Source organism: Grimontia celer (genome assembly GCF_900055185.1).
Lineage (GTDB): Bacteria > Pseudomonadota > Gammaproteobacteria > Enterobacterales > Vibrionaceae > Enterovibrio > Enterovibrio celer.
Map to the genome: position 1 here is coordinate 91154 of NZ_FIZX01000006.1, position 17947 is coordinate 109100.

The 17947-nt window shown below is 42.7% G+C and carries 15 protein-coding genes; 11 read left to right on the forward strand and 4 right to left on the reverse strand.

The annotated features are described in order from the left end of the window. The first annotated feature begins 155 nt into the window (after nucleotides 1-155). Together GCE9029_RS22795 and GCE9029_RS22800 are read left to right on the forward strand one after the other, a co-directional pair. A complete protein-coding gene (locus GCE9029_RS22795; protein ID WP_062667238.1) occupies nucleotides 156-1562 on the forward strand; it encodes an amidohydrolase in 1407 nt (468 codons plus the stop codon). 414 nt (nucleotides 1563-1976) lie between these two features. Beyond that, nucleotides 1977-3311, forward strand: a complete 1335-nt coding sequence (locus tag GCE9029_RS22800; protein WP_062667240.1) for a sigma-54-dependent transcriptional regulator — start codon at nucleotides 1977-1979, stop codon at nucleotides 3309-3311. Between the two features lie 56 nt (nucleotides 3312-3367). Here GCE9029_RS22800 and GCE9029_RS22805 read toward each other — a convergent pair whose 3' ends face one another. Then, entirely contained in the window at nucleotides 3368-3796 is a 429-nt protein-coding gene (locus GCE9029_RS22805) for a PACE efflux transporter (protein WP_062667241.1), read from the reverse strand. Between the two features lie 619 nt (nucleotides 3797-4415). Here GCE9029_RS22805 and GCE9029_RS22810 point away from each other — a divergent pair. From GCE9029_RS22810 to GCE9029_RS22830, 5 genes are all read left to right on the forward strand, one after another. Next, the gene (locus GCE9029_RS22810; RefSeq protein WP_062667242.1) at nucleotides 4416-4667 is read left to right on the forward strand and encodes a hypothetical protein; all 252 of its coding nucleotides are present in this window, start codon (nucleotides 4416-4418) and stop codon (nucleotides 4665-4667) included. A 1082-nt stretch (nucleotides 4668-5749) separates the two neighbouring features. Further along, the gene (locus tag GCE9029_RS22815) at nucleotides 5750-6718 is read left to right on the forward strand and encodes a glycosyltransferase family 2 protein (RefSeq protein WP_062667243.1); all 969 of its coding nucleotides are present in this window, start codon (nucleotides 5750-5752) and stop codon (nucleotides 6716-6718) included. 1 nt (nucleotide 6719) lies between these two features. Further along, nucleotides 6720-7409 carry a class I SAM-dependent methyltransferase gene (locus GCE9029_RS22820; protein WP_062667244.1) on the forward strand — a complete coding sequence of 230 codons (690 nt, stop codon included), beginning with the start codon at nucleotides 6720-6722 and terminating at the stop codon, nucleotides 7407-7409. After that, entirely contained in the window at nucleotides 7396-7740 is a 345-nt protein-coding gene (locus tag GCE9029_RS27035) for an SMR family transporter (protein WP_062667245.1), read from the forward strand. Before GCE9029_RS22820 ends, GCE9029_RS27035 begins: the two co-directional genes overlap by 14 nt. 74 nt (nucleotides 7741-7814) lie before the next feature. Beyond that, a complete protein-coding gene (locus GCE9029_RS22830; RefSeq protein ID WP_062667247.1) occupies nucleotides 7815-9677 on the forward strand; it encodes a hypothetical protein in 1863 nt (620 codons plus the stop codon). A gap of 587 nt (nucleotides 9678-10264) precedes the next feature. Here the strand turns inward: GCE9029_RS22830 and GCE9029_RS27040 are convergent. Further along, entirely contained in the window at nucleotides 10265-10579 is a 315-nt protein-coding gene (locus tag GCE9029_RS27040) for a DDE-type integrase/transposase/recombinase (RefSeq protein ID WP_157487851.1), read from the reverse strand. 798 nt (nucleotides 10580-11377) lie between these two features. After that, nucleotides 11378-12412, reverse strand: coding sequence for an NADP(H)-dependent aldo-keto reductase (locus GCE9029_RS22835; protein WP_062667249.1), 1035 nt, complete (start codon nucleotides 12410-12412; stop codon nucleotides 11378-11380). 256 nt (nucleotides 12413-12668) lie between these two features. Between GCE9029_RS22835 and GCE9029_RS22840 the strand changes: the two genes are divergently transcribed. Further along, nucleotides 12669-12968 carry a DUF6482 family protein gene (locus GCE9029_RS22840; RefSeq protein ID WP_062667251.1) on the forward strand — a complete coding sequence of 100 codons (300 nt, stop codon included), beginning with the start codon at nucleotides 12669-12671 and terminating at the stop codon, nucleotides 12966-12968. Nucleotides 12969-12970: 2 nt separating this feature from the next. On the opposite strand, the gene mutH is transcribed toward GCE9029_RS22840, so the two are convergent. After that, nucleotides 12971-13654 (reverse strand): DNA mismatch repair endonuclease MutH, encoded by a 684-nt coding sequence (gene mutH, locus GCE9029_RS22845; protein ID WP_062667333.1) that lies wholly within the window; start codon nucleotides 13652-13654, stop codon nucleotides 12971-12973. A 602-nt stretch (nucleotides 13655-14256) separates the two neighbouring features. Between mutH and rppH the strand changes: the two genes are divergently transcribed. From rppH to GCE9029_RS22860, 3 genes are all read left to right on the forward strand, one after another. Beyond that, on the forward strand, nucleotides 14257-14781 hold the full coding sequence (gene rppH / locus GCE9029_RS22850) for an RNA pyrophosphohydrolase (RefSeq protein ID WP_062667253.1): 525 nt from the start codon (nucleotides 14257-14259) through the stop codon (nucleotides 14779-14781). A 21-nt stretch (nucleotides 14782-14802) separates the two neighbouring features. Next, complete coding sequence (gene ptsP / locus GCE9029_RS22855) at nucleotides 14803-17061, forward strand: phosphoenolpyruvate--protein phosphotransferase (RefSeq protein WP_062667254.1); 2259 nt, start codon at nucleotides 14803-14805, stop codon at nucleotides 17059-17061. A gap of 79 nt (nucleotides 17062-17140) precedes the next feature. Then, entirely contained in the window at nucleotides 17141-17947 is an 807-nt protein-coding gene (locus GCE9029_RS22860; RefSeq protein WP_062667256.1) for a sulfite exporter TauE/SafE family protein, read from the forward strand.

Genomic DNA, 17947 nt, shown 5'->3' on the forward strand with positions numbered 1-17947 from the left:
GCTTATGCCAGTGTTTTTTTATGTGTGTATGTTGGTGTGCGAGCTTTTGCTTAATGTCACAAATATTGCGATGCAATTAACGTTTTAGTTCCGGTTTGATTCATCTGCAGGGATGATGCCCGCGCAATTCCTTGCTGCTTTTATTGAAGATAACCATGCTAAAAAAATCCTTCCTTTCCGCCAGTGTTGCCCTGGCAACGTTGGCTTCATCGGCAGCGTTTGCTGTTGAACATATCGACCTGTTAATTAAAGACGCGACCGTATTGACCATGAACGCTGACAAAGCGGTTTACGAGAATGGTGTGGTGGCTGTTGATGGCAACAAAATTGTGGCTGTCGGTGACGAGAGTCTGTCGAAAGCCTATCAGGCTAAAACTGTCTTGGATGTGGATGGCGACATCGTGATGCCAGGACTGATCAACACTCACACTCATGCTTCAATGACAGTGTTCCGTTCACTGGGTGACGATGTGCCAGATCGTCTGCACCGCTACATCTTTCCATTGGAAAGTAAGTTGGTGAGCCGAGATATGGTGCGTATCGGTGCGCAACTGGGTAATGTGGAAATGCTGAAAGGCGGCGTGACCACTTATGCCGATATGTACTACTTCGAAGATGAAGTGGCGAAAACCGTCGACAAGATTGGTATGCGCGCGATCCTGGGTGAAACCGTCATTAAGTTTCCAGTCGCTGATGCCGCTAATGCGGAAGAAGGCATCCAATACGCTTTGAACTTTATTAAGGAATATAAAGACCATCCACGCATTACCCCGGCTTTCGCACCACACGCACCTTATACCAATACCACCGAAGTACTGCAGAAAATCACTAAGCTTTCGCTAGAGCACGATGTGCCGGTGATGATCCACCTTGCGGAGTCAGAGCGTGAGAACGAAGTGATTGACGAGCGCAGTGGTGGTAAGTCTCCCGTCGAATACATGGCGGATATTGGAGCACTTACACCGAACTTAGTTGGCGCGCATGTGATCAATGTGGATGACCACGATATTGAGCTGCTGAAAAAGCACGATGTGGGCATCGCGCATAACATGAGTGCCAACATCAAGTCTGCCAAAGGTGTGTCGCCGGCTTTGAAGATGTTTGATGATGGTCTTCGAATCGGTCTCGGTACTGATGGGCCGATGTCAGGAAACACCCTAAGCACAGTGGATGAGTTCAACCAAGTTGCTAAAGTACACAAGCTGGTGAACAAAGACCGTGCCGCAATGCCGCCTATAAAAGTCATTGAGATGGCGACGATGGGAGCTGCTCGCGCGCTTCATATGGAAGATAAGATAGGTTCATTGGAAGCGGGTAAGCTCGCAGATATCATCGTGATTGATACGAAAGCGCCAAATATGGTGCCAATGTACAACCCTTACTCCGCATTGGTGTACTCAGCGTATGCATCGAACGTGAAACACGCCATAGTGGATGGTCGTGTGCTGATGCAGGAGAGAGACATACTGACTGTGGATGAAGACAAAGTACGCCAGGAAGCGTTGCAATTTGCAGACAAAGTCCGCGAGACAGTCATCGCCAGTGGTGAAGAAGTGAGATAGTTGTATACCCATTTGCCTTAATTGAAAGACCGTGTCTCAACCAGATGCGGTTTTTTTGCTTTCTCTATCAATAGATAACCTCACGAAAGCGGGTCATAGTCTATGATCTAAGAAATTAAATAGAGAATCCCAAATTTCTCAAAAATGAGAAGTGTTTGAAATGTTGGCCATTTTGATGGCTTTTTTAGGCATTGTAGAATAGTCTATCTTACTAATATTACTGACAATTATGTCAGCTACTAGATGCCTATGTTGTCAGCAAATCGAACAGCAAAAGTGTCTTATCTGGGAACTGTGCTGATTTGAGAGCGACTTTGTATCTACATTGAGACAGACCTGCTTGTCTTACAAAATATAATGATACTCACAACATTTTGAACACGTGTCGTTAATGGATGACTAAAGGCAGGCGTTATGGGTATGCAATTCAGATCTGAGGCGGTTCCAAGTTCTCTCGTCGTAGTAGGCGGAACTTACGAACCATGGCTGGCAACACTGGAACAAGCAGGTTGGCGTTGTCACCGCTGTTATGACCTCAGAGCAGCACAATCTCTCCTTCAGGACATTGGTCCTTGCATTGGTATTGTGGACATCAGCCACGATGATTTCAGTCTTAACGGTGTCGCATCACTGGTAAACCGCAACAAGCAGGTTCGCTGGCTGGCGCTGATCCGCGAAGATCAACTCAACAATGATGCAATTTGTCAGTTCATCGTGAGCTTCTGCATCGACTACTTCACCTCCCCAATTCCAGATAGCCAACTGATGAGCACCATCGGTCACCAGCTTGGCATGCTGAAGCTTGAGCGCCACGTATGGCCTCAACTGGGCGACCACAGTGACATGGGTCTACTGGGTAAAACGTCAGTGATGAAGAAGCTGCGCGATCAGGTTCGTCGTGTTGCTCCGACGGATGTGTCGGTGCTAATCAACGGTGAAAGCGGTACGGGTAAAGAGCTGGTGGGTATGGCGATTCATAATGCCTCAACCCGCGCGAAAGGCCCGTTCATTTCAGTGAAATGTAGTGCGCTGCCAGAAAAGCTTATCCAAAATGAGCTCTTTGGCGATGGCACAACTGAAGGCAAAGTACAGCAAGCGCACCAAGGGACGTTGTTCCTGGATGAAATCGGCGACTTGCCATTGAACCTTCAGGCGAACCTTCTGCACTTACTGCAAGACGGTACAGTGGAAACACACGACGACAAATATTCGAAAGAAATTGATGTGCGTGTGATTGCGGCAACACACATGGATCTGGAGAAAGCAGTTGCTGAAGGCCAGTTCCGTGAAGATTTGTTCTACCGCCTGAATGTTCTTCGTATCTCAGTGCCTTCGCTGAAAGAGCGTAGTGCAGATATTCCAGAGCTGGCTGAACACTTCCTGTTGAAGTTTGCACGTCAGTACAACACACAGGCGCGTACCTTCTCTGAAGAAGCGAACAAGATCCTGACTAACTACAGCTGGCCAGGAAACGTACGCGAGTTGATTAACCAGGTTAAACGTGCAGTACTGCTAGCGGATAATTTGGTGATTGAAGCTGAGCATCTGGATCTGCCGCGTCAGGGCGATTACAAACAAAGTCTACGTAAGATTCGTGAAGAATCTGAGCGCGATGCACTGCTCGCTGTTTTGGAAAGCAACAATGGTCAGGTGTCTGCGGCAGCGAAAGAGTTGGGTGTATCCCGTGCGACTATGTACCGTCTGCTGAATAAGCACAGCTTGATTCCAGCACCGCGTAGCTTTCGTTAACTGATTAGCTGAAAATAGAAAACCGCCTTATTAGGCGGTTTTTTTCGTCTGATAGATTACTGGGTGACTAGCTTCCCTTCATTGATAGGGAAGACTTTGTCGTACGCCAGATTGTAGACATATGCGTAAACCAGATAGAAGGCTACCAAGCCTATATCCATCAGGAAGGCTTGCCACAAGCTGATGTTGAGCCACCAAGCGATAGCAGGCAGAGTGATCCAAAGCAGACCCAGTTCAAACAGCACAGCGTGAAGAACCCGGTGTTTCTGCTTTTTCTCGGTTTTCCCGGTAAATTTCACCATGGCTTTGTCAAACCAGAGGTTGTAGACGTAATTCCAACCAGTCGCCAGGATGGAGAAGGCCACACCCAGTGCGCCAGTGTGCGCCGCATCAAAACCAAACAGGGACAAAATGCTCACGATGAGAATAAGGCCAATCACCTCAAAAGCGATGGCGTGTCGAATACGGTCAGCAGCAGTTCTCATGGTTCATTCCTCTCAATTAGTGACGACATGATATCTACTAATAAGATTGAAGATAGTTAATTACCATCCGAAAAAAGGATGGATTTTGCGAGTGATTTCACCGCATTATAAATTCTTGATATTCGCCAGAAGATTGGTCTCAGAGCAAAATTTATTTTCAGACAGGAACTTGAAGCTACATACCCAAACGACCTCAAAATGCAGGTAATCAGAAGTCGCTTGGGTATATGTCCTTTTAAATAGGCAAAAAATCGAACAGGATGCGGTGAAACTTTGATCAAGTTGTTGAATAAAGAAGATGCCACTAAATTCATGGTTATATTAAATAACGCATTGATATATTGATCTAAATCATTAGTATTAACAGTGAATTTACAAGTGCGGAATGTTCCGCAGGTTTACGCAGAAAGGAGGCAATAAGATGACAAATCAACTGTTTACATCCGTCATGACTTGCGCCACCCATCTGCGCGCAGATATGCGAAAACCTGTACATTAATCCGCACCCTTTTAGCAAATGGGCCGCGGATATGACTGCGGCTCTGAGCGACATTTCCTAGTCAAGATCCCTCGCCCGCAATCTATCCAAGGCCTCCTGTAACTCATCAAGGAGTCCGTCATGAATCAATCTATGTACCTGCGTCTGGCCGTGTTTTTCGTCCGTATGGATATCAAACGTGAAGAAGCAGCCTGGAGAAAAGCCCATCGCCGAATTCGCTACGTTGGCGAGCCTTTGTCAGAGCATCTAATGCGAGATATTGGCTTCGAGAAAGATGGCTTATCTATCGGTCACACCGTTGCACCTCAATTCAAGGCTCAACGCGAAGTGGCACGAATGCGCAGGAAGCTAAGGCTGAACCTGACTACGTAATCTTTCGGGGGCTGCATCTCTGAGTGTGTGGCTCCCTTTTTAATATATGGCTGCCGTTGGTTCTGTAATTTACTTCTTGGAAGTATATGGGACCTGTATTCAGTAAGTGGGTTATTACCTTAATCGTTAAGCCTAGGGATCCAGAGTTGGTGCAGTAAAGAGCATCATTGAAAAAGGCGCTGATGATCATAGGTTTTTAAAATTACTTTTTGCATTTATTTTAGGTTTTTCTCGGTAGGATAATTGTCCCGATGGTTTTAATTGAAATTGCTGCAATAGTTGGATTAACAAACGGTCAGAAATAGTTGGAGTCAGTAACATTTACCTACTCGTGGACCCGTTACGCATGTTGCCATTGATATCACAGGCTTGAGGGTGTTTTACGAAAGCTAGACCTCGCGATTGCTTACTTTAGATTCTGCCGTCGACAATGACGATTTGCCAATTCTAGCTGGAATTTTTACATCGAAAGGCACCTGAGTCAGGTTATGGAAATGTCTACACGTCTATGGTAGACATTTTGTCATCAACGAAGAACACTGGCATAAAGACGATCATACCATTATGTATCGATAAGGATTATTGGGAGTGTGTGCGTCTTCGAAATGAAGCTGTGAGTGTTTGAAATCAGTCCCCCTGACGGAATGGAAGCGAGAAAAGGGTTATCGTCAAAGTGCTCTTTCAAAAAGGAGAAGTATCGATAGAAACAGTTGTCCAGTTCCCAATTGGTTCTATGTGATTATGATATACCGATCGTTGAGGCATTGGTGAAATGAGATTAGTTATGTGTATGAGTTACATAGTTGAATAGTAGGAATTTCATTTATTAGTGCGTTAGGTGGCAGATTTGATCAAGTGTGCCATGTTAAGCTACAGTTATTGGGTTATTGAACATGATTAAATTAAAATTCATTTAAACAAATAATGAGAAATAGATTTAATATTAACTTTTAATGAAGGTTGTGTAGGGCTTTATACCATTAAGGATAATGAATTAATTAGTGGATGTCTGTTTTTTGGAATAATATTTCCCACATGGGTAAATGTTTATTATGTTTTTTATTAGTCAATGAAATAATAAGATGTCAAAAATGAAAAAAATTTGTATCGTAATGCCTAGCTATAAATCAAGAGATAAAATATCATGCGTCATAGATAAAATACCGGACTATGTTAGTAGAATTTTTATAGTGGATGACAAATGTCCGCAAGAAACTGGTGCTTTTGTTAGTGAAAATTATAAAGATAAGCGAATAAAGGTGATCTTTAATTCAAAGAATTTGGGTGTGGGAGGGGCAACAATTAGAGGATATGAAGAAGCTATTAATGAAGGAATGGATATTGTTGTGAAAATTGATAGTGATGGACAAATGGATCCGGATGAAATTGAGATTTTAATAAATCCAATTTTGTTGGGAAAAGCAGATTACACAAAAGGTAATCGATTTTACTTAGTAAGTGATAGTGCTTCAATGCCAATTGTGAGAAGGATCGGGAATTTGGGGCTCTCATTTATAACTAAAATATCAACAGGTTATTGGAATATATTTGATCCTACAAATGGATTCACAGCGATACATAAAAGTGCATTGTCAAAATTGAATTTAAAAAGGATATCGAGTAGATTCTTTTTTGAAAGTGACATGCTTTTTAATCTAAAGTTAATACATGCAGTGGTCATCGATGTTCCTATGAAAGCAATATATGGGGATGAAAAAAGCAATCTGAGTATAAGAAATAGCTTAGGGGTCTTTTTTGTTAAAAATATAAGGAATGCGGTTAAGAGAATTGTTTATCAATATTTTCTACATGATTTCAATCCTGGTTCTATTAGTCTTATATTAGCAGCGATTTTCAGCATTTTTTCATTTTTTTTCGGGGGATATAACTTTTATCAATCAGTTGTCAATGGGACTCTGTCAAGCTCTGGAACTGTTATGTTGTCTGCATTGCCTTTATTTTTCTCAGTACAGTTTATTGTTTCTTTTTTTAACTATGATTACACTAGTATTCCTAAAATACCGTTGCAAATATTGTTAGGGGATAGATGAAATGGATCCACAAAAAAAAATTAATGATTTTAATATTTGGTCTAAAGAGCACTCAGAAAAATATGATGAAAATAATTATAATTCGGGTGTAGGAGGTTATTGCATGAGAGCTGGCCATGCAGTTTTAGAGAAGGGGGTGTCTAGAAAATTATACGAGAAAGTTTTAGAAGTAGGCTCTGGATCTGGTGTCCACATAGAGTATGTGAATCATGAATATCATGAATACTATGTGACAGATGCTAGTAATAGTATGCTTGATATTTGTAGAAGTAATATAGATAAAGATAATGTGGTTTTTCAGTTAGAAAACGCTATCGAATTGAGCTTTGAAGATGATTTTTTTGATAGAGTCATTGCTTGTCATGTTCTCGAACACCTCAGTAATCCTATTGATGCATTACTTGAATGGTATAGAAAATGTAAAAGTGGTGGAGTGATCTCAATACTTTTACCTTGTGACCCAGGTTTGATGTGGAGATTTGGTCGAACATTAGGGCCTCGAAAAAAATATGAGAGTATGGGCTTACCATATGATTTTATAATGGCAAATGAGCATATCAATCCAATAACTAATTTAATTGCAATTATTCGTTTTTTATTTGATGACGTACAGGAGTCTTGGTGGCCAACTAAAGTGCCAAATACTGATTTAAACCTTTTTTATTGTGTGCATATCAATGTTGAAAAGTGAATATTTTTTCATTTTTTTCTGTGTGCTAACATTGAGCATTGGACAAATACTGTTTAAAAAAATAAGTGTTCAAATTACAGATTTAAGGGAAATTACTTCCCCAAAAACGATTTTGTTATTCGCGATAGCAATTATTTTATATCTCATGTCAACTATTTTTTGGGTTTTAACTCTTAGAAGTATTGATTTATCTCTTGCATACATGTTCACGAGTTTAGGGTTTGTTATTATTCCTATAGCATCTTTTTATATTTTTAACGAGCCGTACTCGATTAAAAATATTATAGGTTCTATTTTTGTAATAGTTGGAATATGGATAAGTGTTAAATAACTTTTCTACACTTTCCATTTCGATTGAATTTTATATTTTACCCTTAATGACTATGTATTTTTACTGGGGGTCTCATGTTTGACTATGTTTGGCTGACAAACATTTTTGCATTTCTTTTATTATATGTGTGTTTTCCTGGGGTACTTATATATTTATCTTTTTTTAAAAAGATAAATATATTAGACGCAATTGGAAGTTCATTCTCTTTGGGTTTTGTACTATTCTCAATATTGACTCTATGTGGTTATATACTTAATTTAAATATATCATATCTACATTATGCATCGATTTTATTCAACCTTTTATTGTTGATTTATATAATATTAGCACGCGATAAAATAAAACTTATATATGAAATCCCACAAGTTTTTATTATTATATTGTTAGTTGCTTTTGGTGGTGCTTGGATTTCTCTATTTTCAGGTTGGTATCCAAGAGGTGATGCATCTGTTCATATGCAAGCAATTATTGGTGTTTTTAACGATGAATACATAAAAAACCCTTCTTATGCTTTGATTGAAAGACCTTTGATACCAGATCATGCTTTTGATGTTTATTACTTTCTTTTAGCCTTGATTTCAAGATATTCTGAGATTGAGGTCCCGATCGTTTGGCATTACTTATCTCCAATATTATCATTTATTTTGCCATTTACGTTATATTCATTTTTTAAGAGCATTACATTTAATAAGAAAATAATAACTACATTGATGATTTCATTCTTTATTTTTTCTTGTTATTTTACAAATATAATGAATGGTACTGTCTACGATGCATTGGTATATCCGAATAGGGTTTATCTATGGTTAATTCTTCCTATCTCCCTTGCCTTTCTGATTAGATTTCTCAGGAGTCATAAATCAATCCATTTGGTCATTAGTGTATTGACTGCAACCTCACAAGTTTTCATTCATCAACAAGGAATTATTGCTTACTTTTTAATTGGCGGTGGTATGTTATTAATTAGTTTTTTAAAGGGTCGTAAAGATGATTATGTCATGATCTTTAATACACTTTTACTTACTTTTTTATTAGCGGCGCCATTTGTTTTTATTAAACTTAAATATAATAAAGGATTTATTGAAATAGCAAGTGCTCCTATGTGGAAAGAAAAATATAACTTTACTTTTTTTAGTGAGAATTTCTTTTCCTTTCCGACTAACTACTATGATTTGGCGAGTCTTTCCATATCAATATTTTTTGTTTTTCTCCTTCGAACACATAAGTATCTTATTTTAGTTGTGTCGTCCTCAGCTATATTTACCTTCTTGGTAAGGTATAATCCAATTGCAGTTCCTTTTCTGGGAGATATTATCTCTTATGTTTCAATTAATAGACTTAATAGATTGGTTTTTCATTACGTAATATATGGCTTTGTTTTTTATTTGATGTGTTCTTTTTTTTCAAGAAAGATGAATTTTTCATCGAGGAGTTTTTATGCTTTTTTGTTGACGATGAGTATGTGTTTGGTCGGGTTTAGTGCCTGGGGTTCCTTCAAGAATGGAGATTTCCGACACATTATCCGCAATGGTATGTCGAGTGATGTATATACAGCCTATGAGACAGTTAAAGATCATATTGACATCAATAGTGTTATTCTCTCTGATGCTATCACTAGTTCGGATATTGTTTCTTTTATGAATGTTAGAGCCGTAGTGATACAGTTTAATGGAGGTGTCGATATAATAAATATAGATAATGAGAGAAAGTTAGTCAGTAGTATAGTGATAGATAAAGATAAAGACGGAGGTTATTTTAATAATTCTCTCGCTGAAAATCTTAAAAAATTTGGAGTGGATTATATTATAGTAAATAAAAATAAATTCAAGTTAGCTGGCAGCATTTCCGAACTCCATGAAATTATAAATTCTTGTTTAATTTATGAGGATGATTTTTATAAGATTATAAGAATTAAATTTGATGCACATCCTTGTTAATTTTAGTATGGTAATTCTTAATGGATTGGCCACCATAAAAATATATTTAACTTATGTCTATGAGTACCATTAATTATCACAACGGGACTCCATTATTTGATCTGGGTAGATTTGAGTTTGCTATTCAACTAGGTTGTTATCTGTTATGCCTAGTCCTATGACTTTACTCATGGCTTTGAAATTTTATGGGGACCTAACAACTTGAAAAACGTTGTTTACTAAATCGTTAAGCTAATTTTCAAAGCCATGACCAGATGATTTTTCACCAAATTTTGATGATATGATTTCGGCGTTGAGTATTAAGTCCAACAGCTTGAAGTTGAATGTGATGTTACACCGATTAAACGGACTCCTAATTACATAAAGCTATTGTTTTTCAAACGCTATTGGAGATACATATCCGATACTTCGGTGAAGCCATGTTCGGTTTTAAAAGTAATCAATATATCGCTGAAGCTTCTCTTCAGGCTGCACCAAACTTCAAATAAACGCTTCCTTAATCAATTCGCCTTTCAGTGTTTTGAAGAAGGCCTCCACTTCCGTATTGTCTGTGCAATAAACAGGACGATTCATGCTTTGTATCGCACCTATATCACTCGGTAGTGACGCACTCTATCTGTATGGAATAATAACCCCTGATTAGTCCTCCTAGATCTCACTACTTTCGTGCTTGCGAGCATGATCAAGTCCGTATCCAGTCGACTGCTTAAATCCCAACCCTCAACTTTCCTCGAAAATAAATCGATGATAACGGTTAAAGATCCCCACTTATTACCGTCCCCAATGTAGGTCACGTTCGATGACCATTGCTGGTAAATTTTTAATGGTTTTGATAACTCTCTACTATTGTTCCGACAGCGAAAGATTCTGTCAAAGTGTGCCTTTAATACTGCCTCTTCCATCAAGCGAGCTACGCGTTTTTATCCACTCTATCGCTTTCCTAATTCATTGCTTCGTGTATTTTCGGGCTGCCATATCTGCCTTCACTGTGCTTGTGTAAAAGCGCTATTCTTTCGCGCAGCACCTTGTCTATCTGTGCGTGGTTAGATACACCACGTCGCAGCCACGCGAAGTAGCCACTATTTGACACACAAATGTGCAGGCACATCAACGTCACAAAATACACACCAGTGAACGTTTTTATGAATCGGAAGGCTTGAGTATTTGTTCGGCTTTAAATCGTTGCCACTTTTTAGAATGTCATTTTCCTCTACAAGCTCAGCAACACCTTGTTTTAGCGATAAATAACGTATTGTGACTTTGGCTTCTTCTGAGATTTTGGAGGGGTTTTAGGTATAGCAAACACTCCATCTAGCTAAGCACGTCGCCCCTTAGAAAGCATAAATGGATGGAAATCTAATACTTCTACAACTGACCTGATTGTGCGATGACTTTAAAAGCTCCATTCCACCGCTTTACGTTTAAAGTCTAGTGAATATACCGCTGTCTTTTTTCCTGATTTATAAGCTGGCAAAAGGCCCTTCTTATGGACTGAAATACGTGTCCACTACAATAGGGGGAGGTCCAGTGCCTTTAACGATACTAAACACATAATCGTAGAAGCTTTTACTTGATGAGCAGCGAAGACTGCTCATAGAAGTATTTGATAGGCCTCCAAGCACAGATTTTTTATGTCCCTTGAACTGGTCCTCAGGGGCATAAAATTGCGTACCAAAGGGTGTGTTACAACTGGTTTTGGATTACGGGCAAGGGTTGGAGTACTGTTTGCCAATCTCTTCTATACGTTTCAGTAGCTCTTCCGGCAGCTCGACGTCTATAGAGTCGATGTTGGTTTTGAGCTGTTCAATTGTTGTAGCACCAATGATATTGCTGGCGACAAATGATCTGATATTCACATAGGCCAGTGCCATCTGTGATGGGTCAATGGCGAACTCCTCAGCAAGATCGACATAAGCCTGAGTTGCTGCCTGCCCTTGCTCGGTGAAGTATCGTGCGAAACGTTCCCAGCGGGTGCAGCGTGCGCCATCAGGTTTGGCGCCATTGAGATATTTTCCGCTCAACACACCAAACGCGAGCGGTGAGTAGGCGAGCAGTTCAACACCTTCCTGATGGCTGATTTCAGACAAGCCAACTTCAAAGCTGCGGTTGAGTAAATTGTAAGGGTTTTGAATAGAGACAATGCGCGGCAGGCTGTGTTTCTCAGCCAAACGAAGATAGCTCATTACACCCCATGGGGTTTCATTTGATACACCAATGTGACGGATTTTGCCTTCACGCACCAATTCTGCCAGCGCATCCAGAGTATCCAGCAGGGTGACGCCTGAGTTTTCGTCCTGATGGTCGTAGTTCAATTGTCCAAAACTGTTCACATGGCGCTGTGGCCAGTGCACCTGATAAAGGTCGATGTAGTCTGTCTGCAAACGGGCGAGACTGTCGTTGACCGCTTGGCGGACATTACGACGATCCAATGACATATTTTCGCGGATATAAGGTACGCCGCGGGGGCCAGCGACTTTGGTGGCGATAATGACTTTATCACGCTTGCCGGATTTCTGTAGCCAGGTACCAATGTACTTCTCTGTCAGCCCTTGAGTTTCTGGTGTCGGCGGCACCGCATACATTTCCGCCGTGTCAATAAAGTTCACACCGTGGTCGAGCGCAAAATCCAGTTGCTGATGAGCATCCGCTTCCGTGTTTTGCTGACCGTACGTCATGGTACCGAGACAAATCTTGCTGACTTCCAGGTTGGTATGGGGAAGTGTGTGGTATTGCATCCTTTCTCCTTGGGCTGCATCTCATGGACGACGGGAAATACGTTAACGAGATGTGCGGGGTTTACTTTCCATCTTAGGAAATTTTCCTGTCGGTACAAGCGAAAAAGTGGGGGAGCGGTGTCGGAATTGGATGAAGATTTTGAGCAGTCGCAAATGGATTACGTGGAAGCGCTCAGAAATATCAGTTTTAAATCACACACCCTAGTCTGAGACCTTATACTAGAATTAACATTCGATTAACAATGCGGGTAACAAGATGAAATTAAAGCAATTGAAGAGCTGGATACAGGCTCACCCCGACAACGTACCCCATTGCTATGTGATCGCGCATGCAGGTGGTGCGCAGTATGTGGTGGAAGTAGAAGTCAGACACAAACTAGAGCCTTTGAAAGATGACAATACCGACGAGGTGCTGCATTTTGACAACATGGAGCAGGTGTCGGAGAAACTTCGGAAGGTCGGCGTGAAAAAAGCCACGCTTCGCCTGCTTGATCCCTATGACGAATTTGGACCCGCAGACACAAGCTGTAACGAAGACATGGAAATTACGCTGTAAGGTTAGCTTTCGCTTTCTGGCAGCATAAAGTGGCGGGCGAGTATCTTGCCCGTGAACTGGGTGCGAAGATAAAAGCCTCGGGGTAAGGTTTTGATGGGTTGGCCTTTTGCACCATAAGCTTCCGTTTTTGCTTTGCTGTTTGCTGCTTTGGGACGAAGCTGTAAATACTCACCATGTCTGGCGCTGATTTCATGTACCTTGCCCAGCACGATAAACTCCATTAACTCTTCCCAATCCGCTTTGAGCTGCGCTTCTTCATCTTCAGAGGGTTGCCATAGCAAAGGCATGCCGACATGACGCTCACATACCGGTATTTCCCGTTCACCTTCAACCGGGATCCAAAGCACTTTGGATAACTTATTGCGAATGTGGCTTTGTTCCCAAGTCAGTCCCTGAACCCCTGTCAGTGGTGCAACACAGACAAATGTGGTTTCCAGTGGTTTTCCAGTATGGCTGATCGGAATCGATTTCAGCTCGATCCCGATCTCCTGGAAATCCTGTTCGGGTTTACTGCCCGCCGTGGCTCCCAAGCATGTCTCCAATAACATGCCTACCCAGCCTTTTTCACGGCGAAGATCAGCAGGACACTCTAGCCCGTGTTGCTCAGCAAGCTCGCCAAGCGTATAACCCGCCAAGGAAAAGGCGCGTTCAAGGAGTTCAATTTCAGATGTTGGGGCTGGGATCATAGTGGCTTTGAGTACGATTAATCTGATGAGAACGCTATCAGTCTCCACAAAATGGATCCACCGATTTTTGCATTTATCTTTGAGTTATCCACATTGATCTGCTGATATAAGGTATAAAAATGGATCATGGATGCCTATACAGTGGTTTTGCTCACAGAATATGGTTGATTTTGGATCATACTGGCGACAAAGTGAACGAGTCATGTGGGTAAGTCAAAGTTTGATGGATCTTTGACCACTTTAAGATCGTTCTAAATTTGGTCATTAAATTTCAAGTTAACCACAGTGAGATTTTTATCTATGTAATTGAAATATAATTATATATATTTATTTGCTCAGTCCGTAATGTGTCTTTAATTCGCCATGGTGAGACACTTTTAATCAGTTTGAAGTCTGTTCTGCACAAATGTATCCACAGAAAGCGTGAATAAATGTGCGCTTAGTCTCACCGAGCTGTTTATAACTTTGGGTAACTGGTGGAATTATCCATAAAGGCGGTTGAAGCCCCCAAAAAATGCGTCTCATACACAATGTTTGTTTACCACTGTGCACATAGTGTGAAAAAATCACTGGTAATAGAGATTTATATTTGAGGTCGTCCAGTGATAGATGGCGATGGCTACCGTCCCAACGTAGGGATAGTAATTTGTAACAGCCACGGTCAAGTTCTCTGGGCTCGTCGATACGGACAACACTCTTGGCAATTTCCACAAGGTGGTATTGATGACGGTGAAACTCCTGAACAGGCCATGTACCGTGAACTCTACGAAGAGGTAGGGTTAACAAAGAAAGACGTAAGAATTCTGGCTACCAGTCGTCACTGGTTACGCTATAAATTACCTAAACGTCTGGTACGCTGGGATTCCAAGCCAGTGTGTATCGGCCAGAAGCAAAAATGGTTTTTGCTGAAGCTGGAGTGTGACGAGTCAAAGGTGAACATGCAACGCGGGGGGACGCCGGAATTTGATGGCTGGCGCTGGGTCAGTTATTGGTACCCCGTAAGGCAAGTGGTGTCGTTTAAACGCGAAGTTTATCGACGCGCGATGAAAGAGTTTGCGCCTATGGCGATGCCTTTTCGCGAAAGAAAAAATAAACGGAAAGGTAAGCGGGGCACAGCGAAAAACTAAGGAAAAACGTCGAGGGCGCTGATGCTGACGAAACTGCGGGATATCGTTAACAATGTAGCGTCGTCCACCGACGTCAAACAGGCGCTCAATGTTTTAGTGCGTGAGACCTGTTCTGCGATGGAGACGGAGTGTTGCTCTGTCTACATCGCCGATTATGACCGTGAACAATATGATCTTATGGCGACGCAGGGACTCAATACCCGTGCACGCCGTGTTTCTCTCTCCTTTAATGAAGGTCTGGTGGGTTTGGTTGGTCGCCGCGCCGAGCCTATCAACCTAGCACTTGCCAGTTCCCATAGCGACTTCAAACACTTTCCTGATATCGGCGAAGACATTTTCCACGCTTTTCTTGGTACGCCTATTATTTATCGCCGAACAGTGCTGGGTATCCTGGTTGTCCAGCAGCGTGACTCGCGTCAGTTCGATGAAAGTGAAGAGTCATTCCTTGTTACGCTCGCCGCCCAGTTGGCCGTGGTGTTTGCCCATGCCAAAGCACAAGGGGTCTGGCCTAATAATGCCAAAGGGGCGTTATTGCTCGAGGGTGCGGCAGCTTCGCCAGGTGTTGCTATTGCCAAAGCCTGGTGTGATGTTTCACAGCCACGTCTTGATTTGGTATTCCCTGCTTCTTGCCTTGATACCCAAAAAGAACGCGACAGATTGGATGGCGCTATCAGTGCTGCCATTACCGAATTCCGCCGTTTGCGGAAGCGGTTTGACAGCGAATTGAATCAGGACACGCTGGCGATCTTCGATCTTTTTATCCACCTTCTTAACGATCCCATGTTGCGAAAGGCCATGAATGAACGCATTCAGAATGGCGACTTGGCAGAATGGGCGGTGAAGCAAACCATTGACGCATTTTCTGAGCGTTTCCAGAATATGTCCGATCCTTACCTTCGTGAACGTGCGAACGATGTGAAGGAGCTTGGACAGCGCCTGCTTTATTTCCTTGAGAACCAAGAAATTAAGCAGTGGAATTTTGATGAGCCTATCGTGCTGTTTGCCCGTGAACTGACGGCTGCCATGCTGGCTGCGATCCCTCGTGATCGTTTAGCTGGTGTCGTCGCTGAAGAAGGCGCAGTGAACGCACACGCCGCGATTCTGGCAAGAGCGCTCGGTATTCCCGCTGTTATGGGGGTTGAATTCAGCCCGCAGTTGATTCACCGCAAGCAGATTGTGCTTGATGGTTTCAAGGGACGGTTACTGGTTGAACCAGCTCCGCAGGTGCTCGAAGAGTATGAACGTCTTCGCGACGAAGAGCTCGAACTGCAACAGGAAGTCGAAAGTACTTTCACCAAGAAAACAGAAACTGCCGATGGGGTGAGGGTTGAAGTCCATTTGAATGCGGGACTCAGTGCTGATACCAGCATTGCGATAAACCGAGGGGTCGATGGTGTTGGCCTCTACCGTACCGAAGTGCCGTTTTTGATGCAACGAAGCTTCCCGTCGGAAGACGATCAGGTGAATCAATACCGTGCGATTCTGGATTGCTATCCTAAGCAGCCAGTGGTCATGCGCACACTGGATATTGGCGGTGACAAGCCGTTACCTTATCTTAAAATCGAAGAGGACAATCCCTTCCTAGGCTGGCGCGGAATCCGTTTTACCCTGGACCACCCAGATATCTTCCTGATTCAGGTTCGTGCCATGCTGCGTGCCAGTATCGGGCGCGACAACCTTTCTATTCTGCTTCCCATGATCTCTGGATTATCAGAGCTTCTTGAAGCTAAGGCGCTGATTGAAAGGGCCTTTTCGGAAGTGACAGAAATCGCTGATCAGCAAGGAGAGACATTAAAGCTGCCGAGGTTAGGTATCATGGTCGAAGTCCCTTCTGTCCTCTATCAGCTGGATACCATCGCGCCGCATATCGATTTCCTCTCAGTAGGTACCAATGACCTGACACAGTATTTATTGGCTGTAGACAGAAACAACGCCCGGGTCGCTGAGGTCTATGATACATTCCACCCATCAGTATTGGCGGTGCTTAAACAAATTCTAGACAATAGCAAACGGCTCAAGCTGCCAGTGAGTGTCTGTGGTGAGTTTGCCGGTGATCCTATTGGCGCAGTATTGCTGGTAGGTATGGGGTATAGACAGCTCAGTATGAACACACGAAGTGTGGCGAAGATAAAATACGTACTGCGCCACATCCCCAGCGAGGAGTTGGAATCGCATACGGCGACTGTCCAACAACTGTCATTAGCGCGTGATATAAGAAACGCCTCTGAAGCCTTTTTAGAGCAGTACAATCTCGGCGGTTTGATCCGGGTAGGTAAATAGCCCGAGCTTTACTGGGATGTTAGGCAAAGGGAAATAATAAGGTGACTTGGCTTTTGTCTTGCGCCAATAGGAATCTTTCATGTTAGAAGCCACATTGTGGTTGTTTGGCGTTTGTCTTTTCGTCGGTGGCATTGTTGGTCTGTTAGCCGGGCTATTAGGTATCGGTGGCGGCCTGATTGTCGTGCCTGCGTTGAGTGTTCTTCTGCCCTGGGCAGGAATATCTGCCAATCTCGTGATGCCGATGGCGCTCGCCACTTCGCTTGCCAGCATTGTTATCACCTCTTCCTCATCTGCTTATACCCATTATCGCTTGGGCAATGTTCAACCTTCGGTTATCCGCACACTGTTGCCGGGTATTCTGTTTGGAGGTCTGTTGGGTAGTGGTATAGCTGACCGAATGCCAACTGAATATTTACCGAAAGTGTTTGGGACTATTGTGCTGCTGCTTGCTCTTCAAATGGCGTTGTCGCTGCGGGTTAAGTCGGTCAGACCGTTACCTTCCCCTCTTGGGAGTATGACCAGCGGGACAGCGATTGGTATGATAGCGAGCCTTGCGGGAATTGGTGGCGGTTCATTAACCGTGCCTTACTTGAATTGTCATGGCATCGAAATGCGTAAAGCCATCGGAAGTGCTTCACTGTGCGGTGTCTTTTTGGCGTTATCTGGTGTCATTGGTTTTATCTTTTTCGGGCTGACTCAACCCGAAGCGCTACCACCATACAGTGTTGGGTATGTTTACTTACCTGCGTTGATTGGTATTGTAGTCACTTCCGTAATGACAACACGTTACGGTGCGAGACTTGCGACCCAATTACCGACACCCATTATAAAACGCGTATTCGCGGTGTTTTTGCTCTTAGTGGGCGCAAGCATGTTTTTTAGCTAA

Bases quoted from the DNA above. Each gene is read 5' to 3' on its own strand.
- ptsP (WP_062667254.1), top strand. From the start codon at position 14,803: ATGCTGACGAAACTGCGGGATATCGTTAACAATGTAGCGTCGTCCACC.
- GCE9029_RS22815 (WP_062667243.1), top strand. From the start codon at position 5,750: ATGTCAAAAATGAAAAAAATTTGTATCGTAATGCCTAGCTATAAATCA.
- GCE9029_RS22820 (WP_062667244.1), top strand. From the start codon at position 6,720: ATGGATCCACAAAAAAAAATTAATGATTTTAATATTTGGTCTAAAGAG.
- mutH (WP_062667333.1), bottom strand. From the start codon at position 13,654: ATGATCCCAGCCCCAACATCTGAAATTGAACTCCTTGAACGCGCCTTT.
- GCE9029_RS22835 (WP_062667249.1), bottom strand. From the start codon at position 12,412: ATGCAATACCACACACTTCCCCATACCAACCTGGAAGTCAGCAAGATT.
- GCE9029_RS27040 (WP_157487851.1), bottom strand. From the start codon at position 10,579: ATGGAAGAGGCAGTATTAAAGGCACACTTTGACAGAATCTTTCGCTGT.
- GCE9029_RS22830 (WP_062667247.1), top strand. From the start codon at position 7,815: ATGTTTGACTATGTTTGGCTGACAAACATTTTTGCATTTCTTTTATTA.
- GCE9029_RS22805 (WP_062667241.1), bottom strand. From the start codon at position 3,796: ATGAGAACTGCTGCTGACCGTATTCGACACGCCATCGCTTTTGAGGTG.
- GCE9029_RS22795 (WP_062667238.1), top strand. From the start codon at position 156: ATGCTAAAAAAATCCTTCCTTTCCGCCAGTGTTGCCCTGGCAACGTTG.
- GCE9029_RS22810 (WP_062667242.1), top strand. From the start codon at position 4,416: ATGAATCAATCTATGTACCTGCGTCTGGCCGTGTTTTTCGTCCGTATG.
- GCE9029_RS22840 (WP_062667251.1), top strand. From the start codon at position 12,669: ATGAAATTAAAGCAATTGAAGAGCTGGATACAGGCTCACCCCGACAAC.
- GCE9029_RS27035 (WP_062667245.1), top strand. From the start codon at position 7,396: ATGTTGAAAAGTGAATATTTTTTCATTTTTTTCTGTGTGCTAACATTG.
- GCE9029_RS22860 (WP_062667256.1), top strand. From the start codon at position 17,141: ATGTTAGAAGCCACATTGTGGTTGTTTGGCGTTTGTCTTTTCGTCGGT.
- GCE9029_RS22800 (WP_062667240.1), top strand. From the start codon at position 1,977: ATGGGTATGCAATTCAGATCTGAGGCGGTTCCAAGTTCTCTCGTCGTA.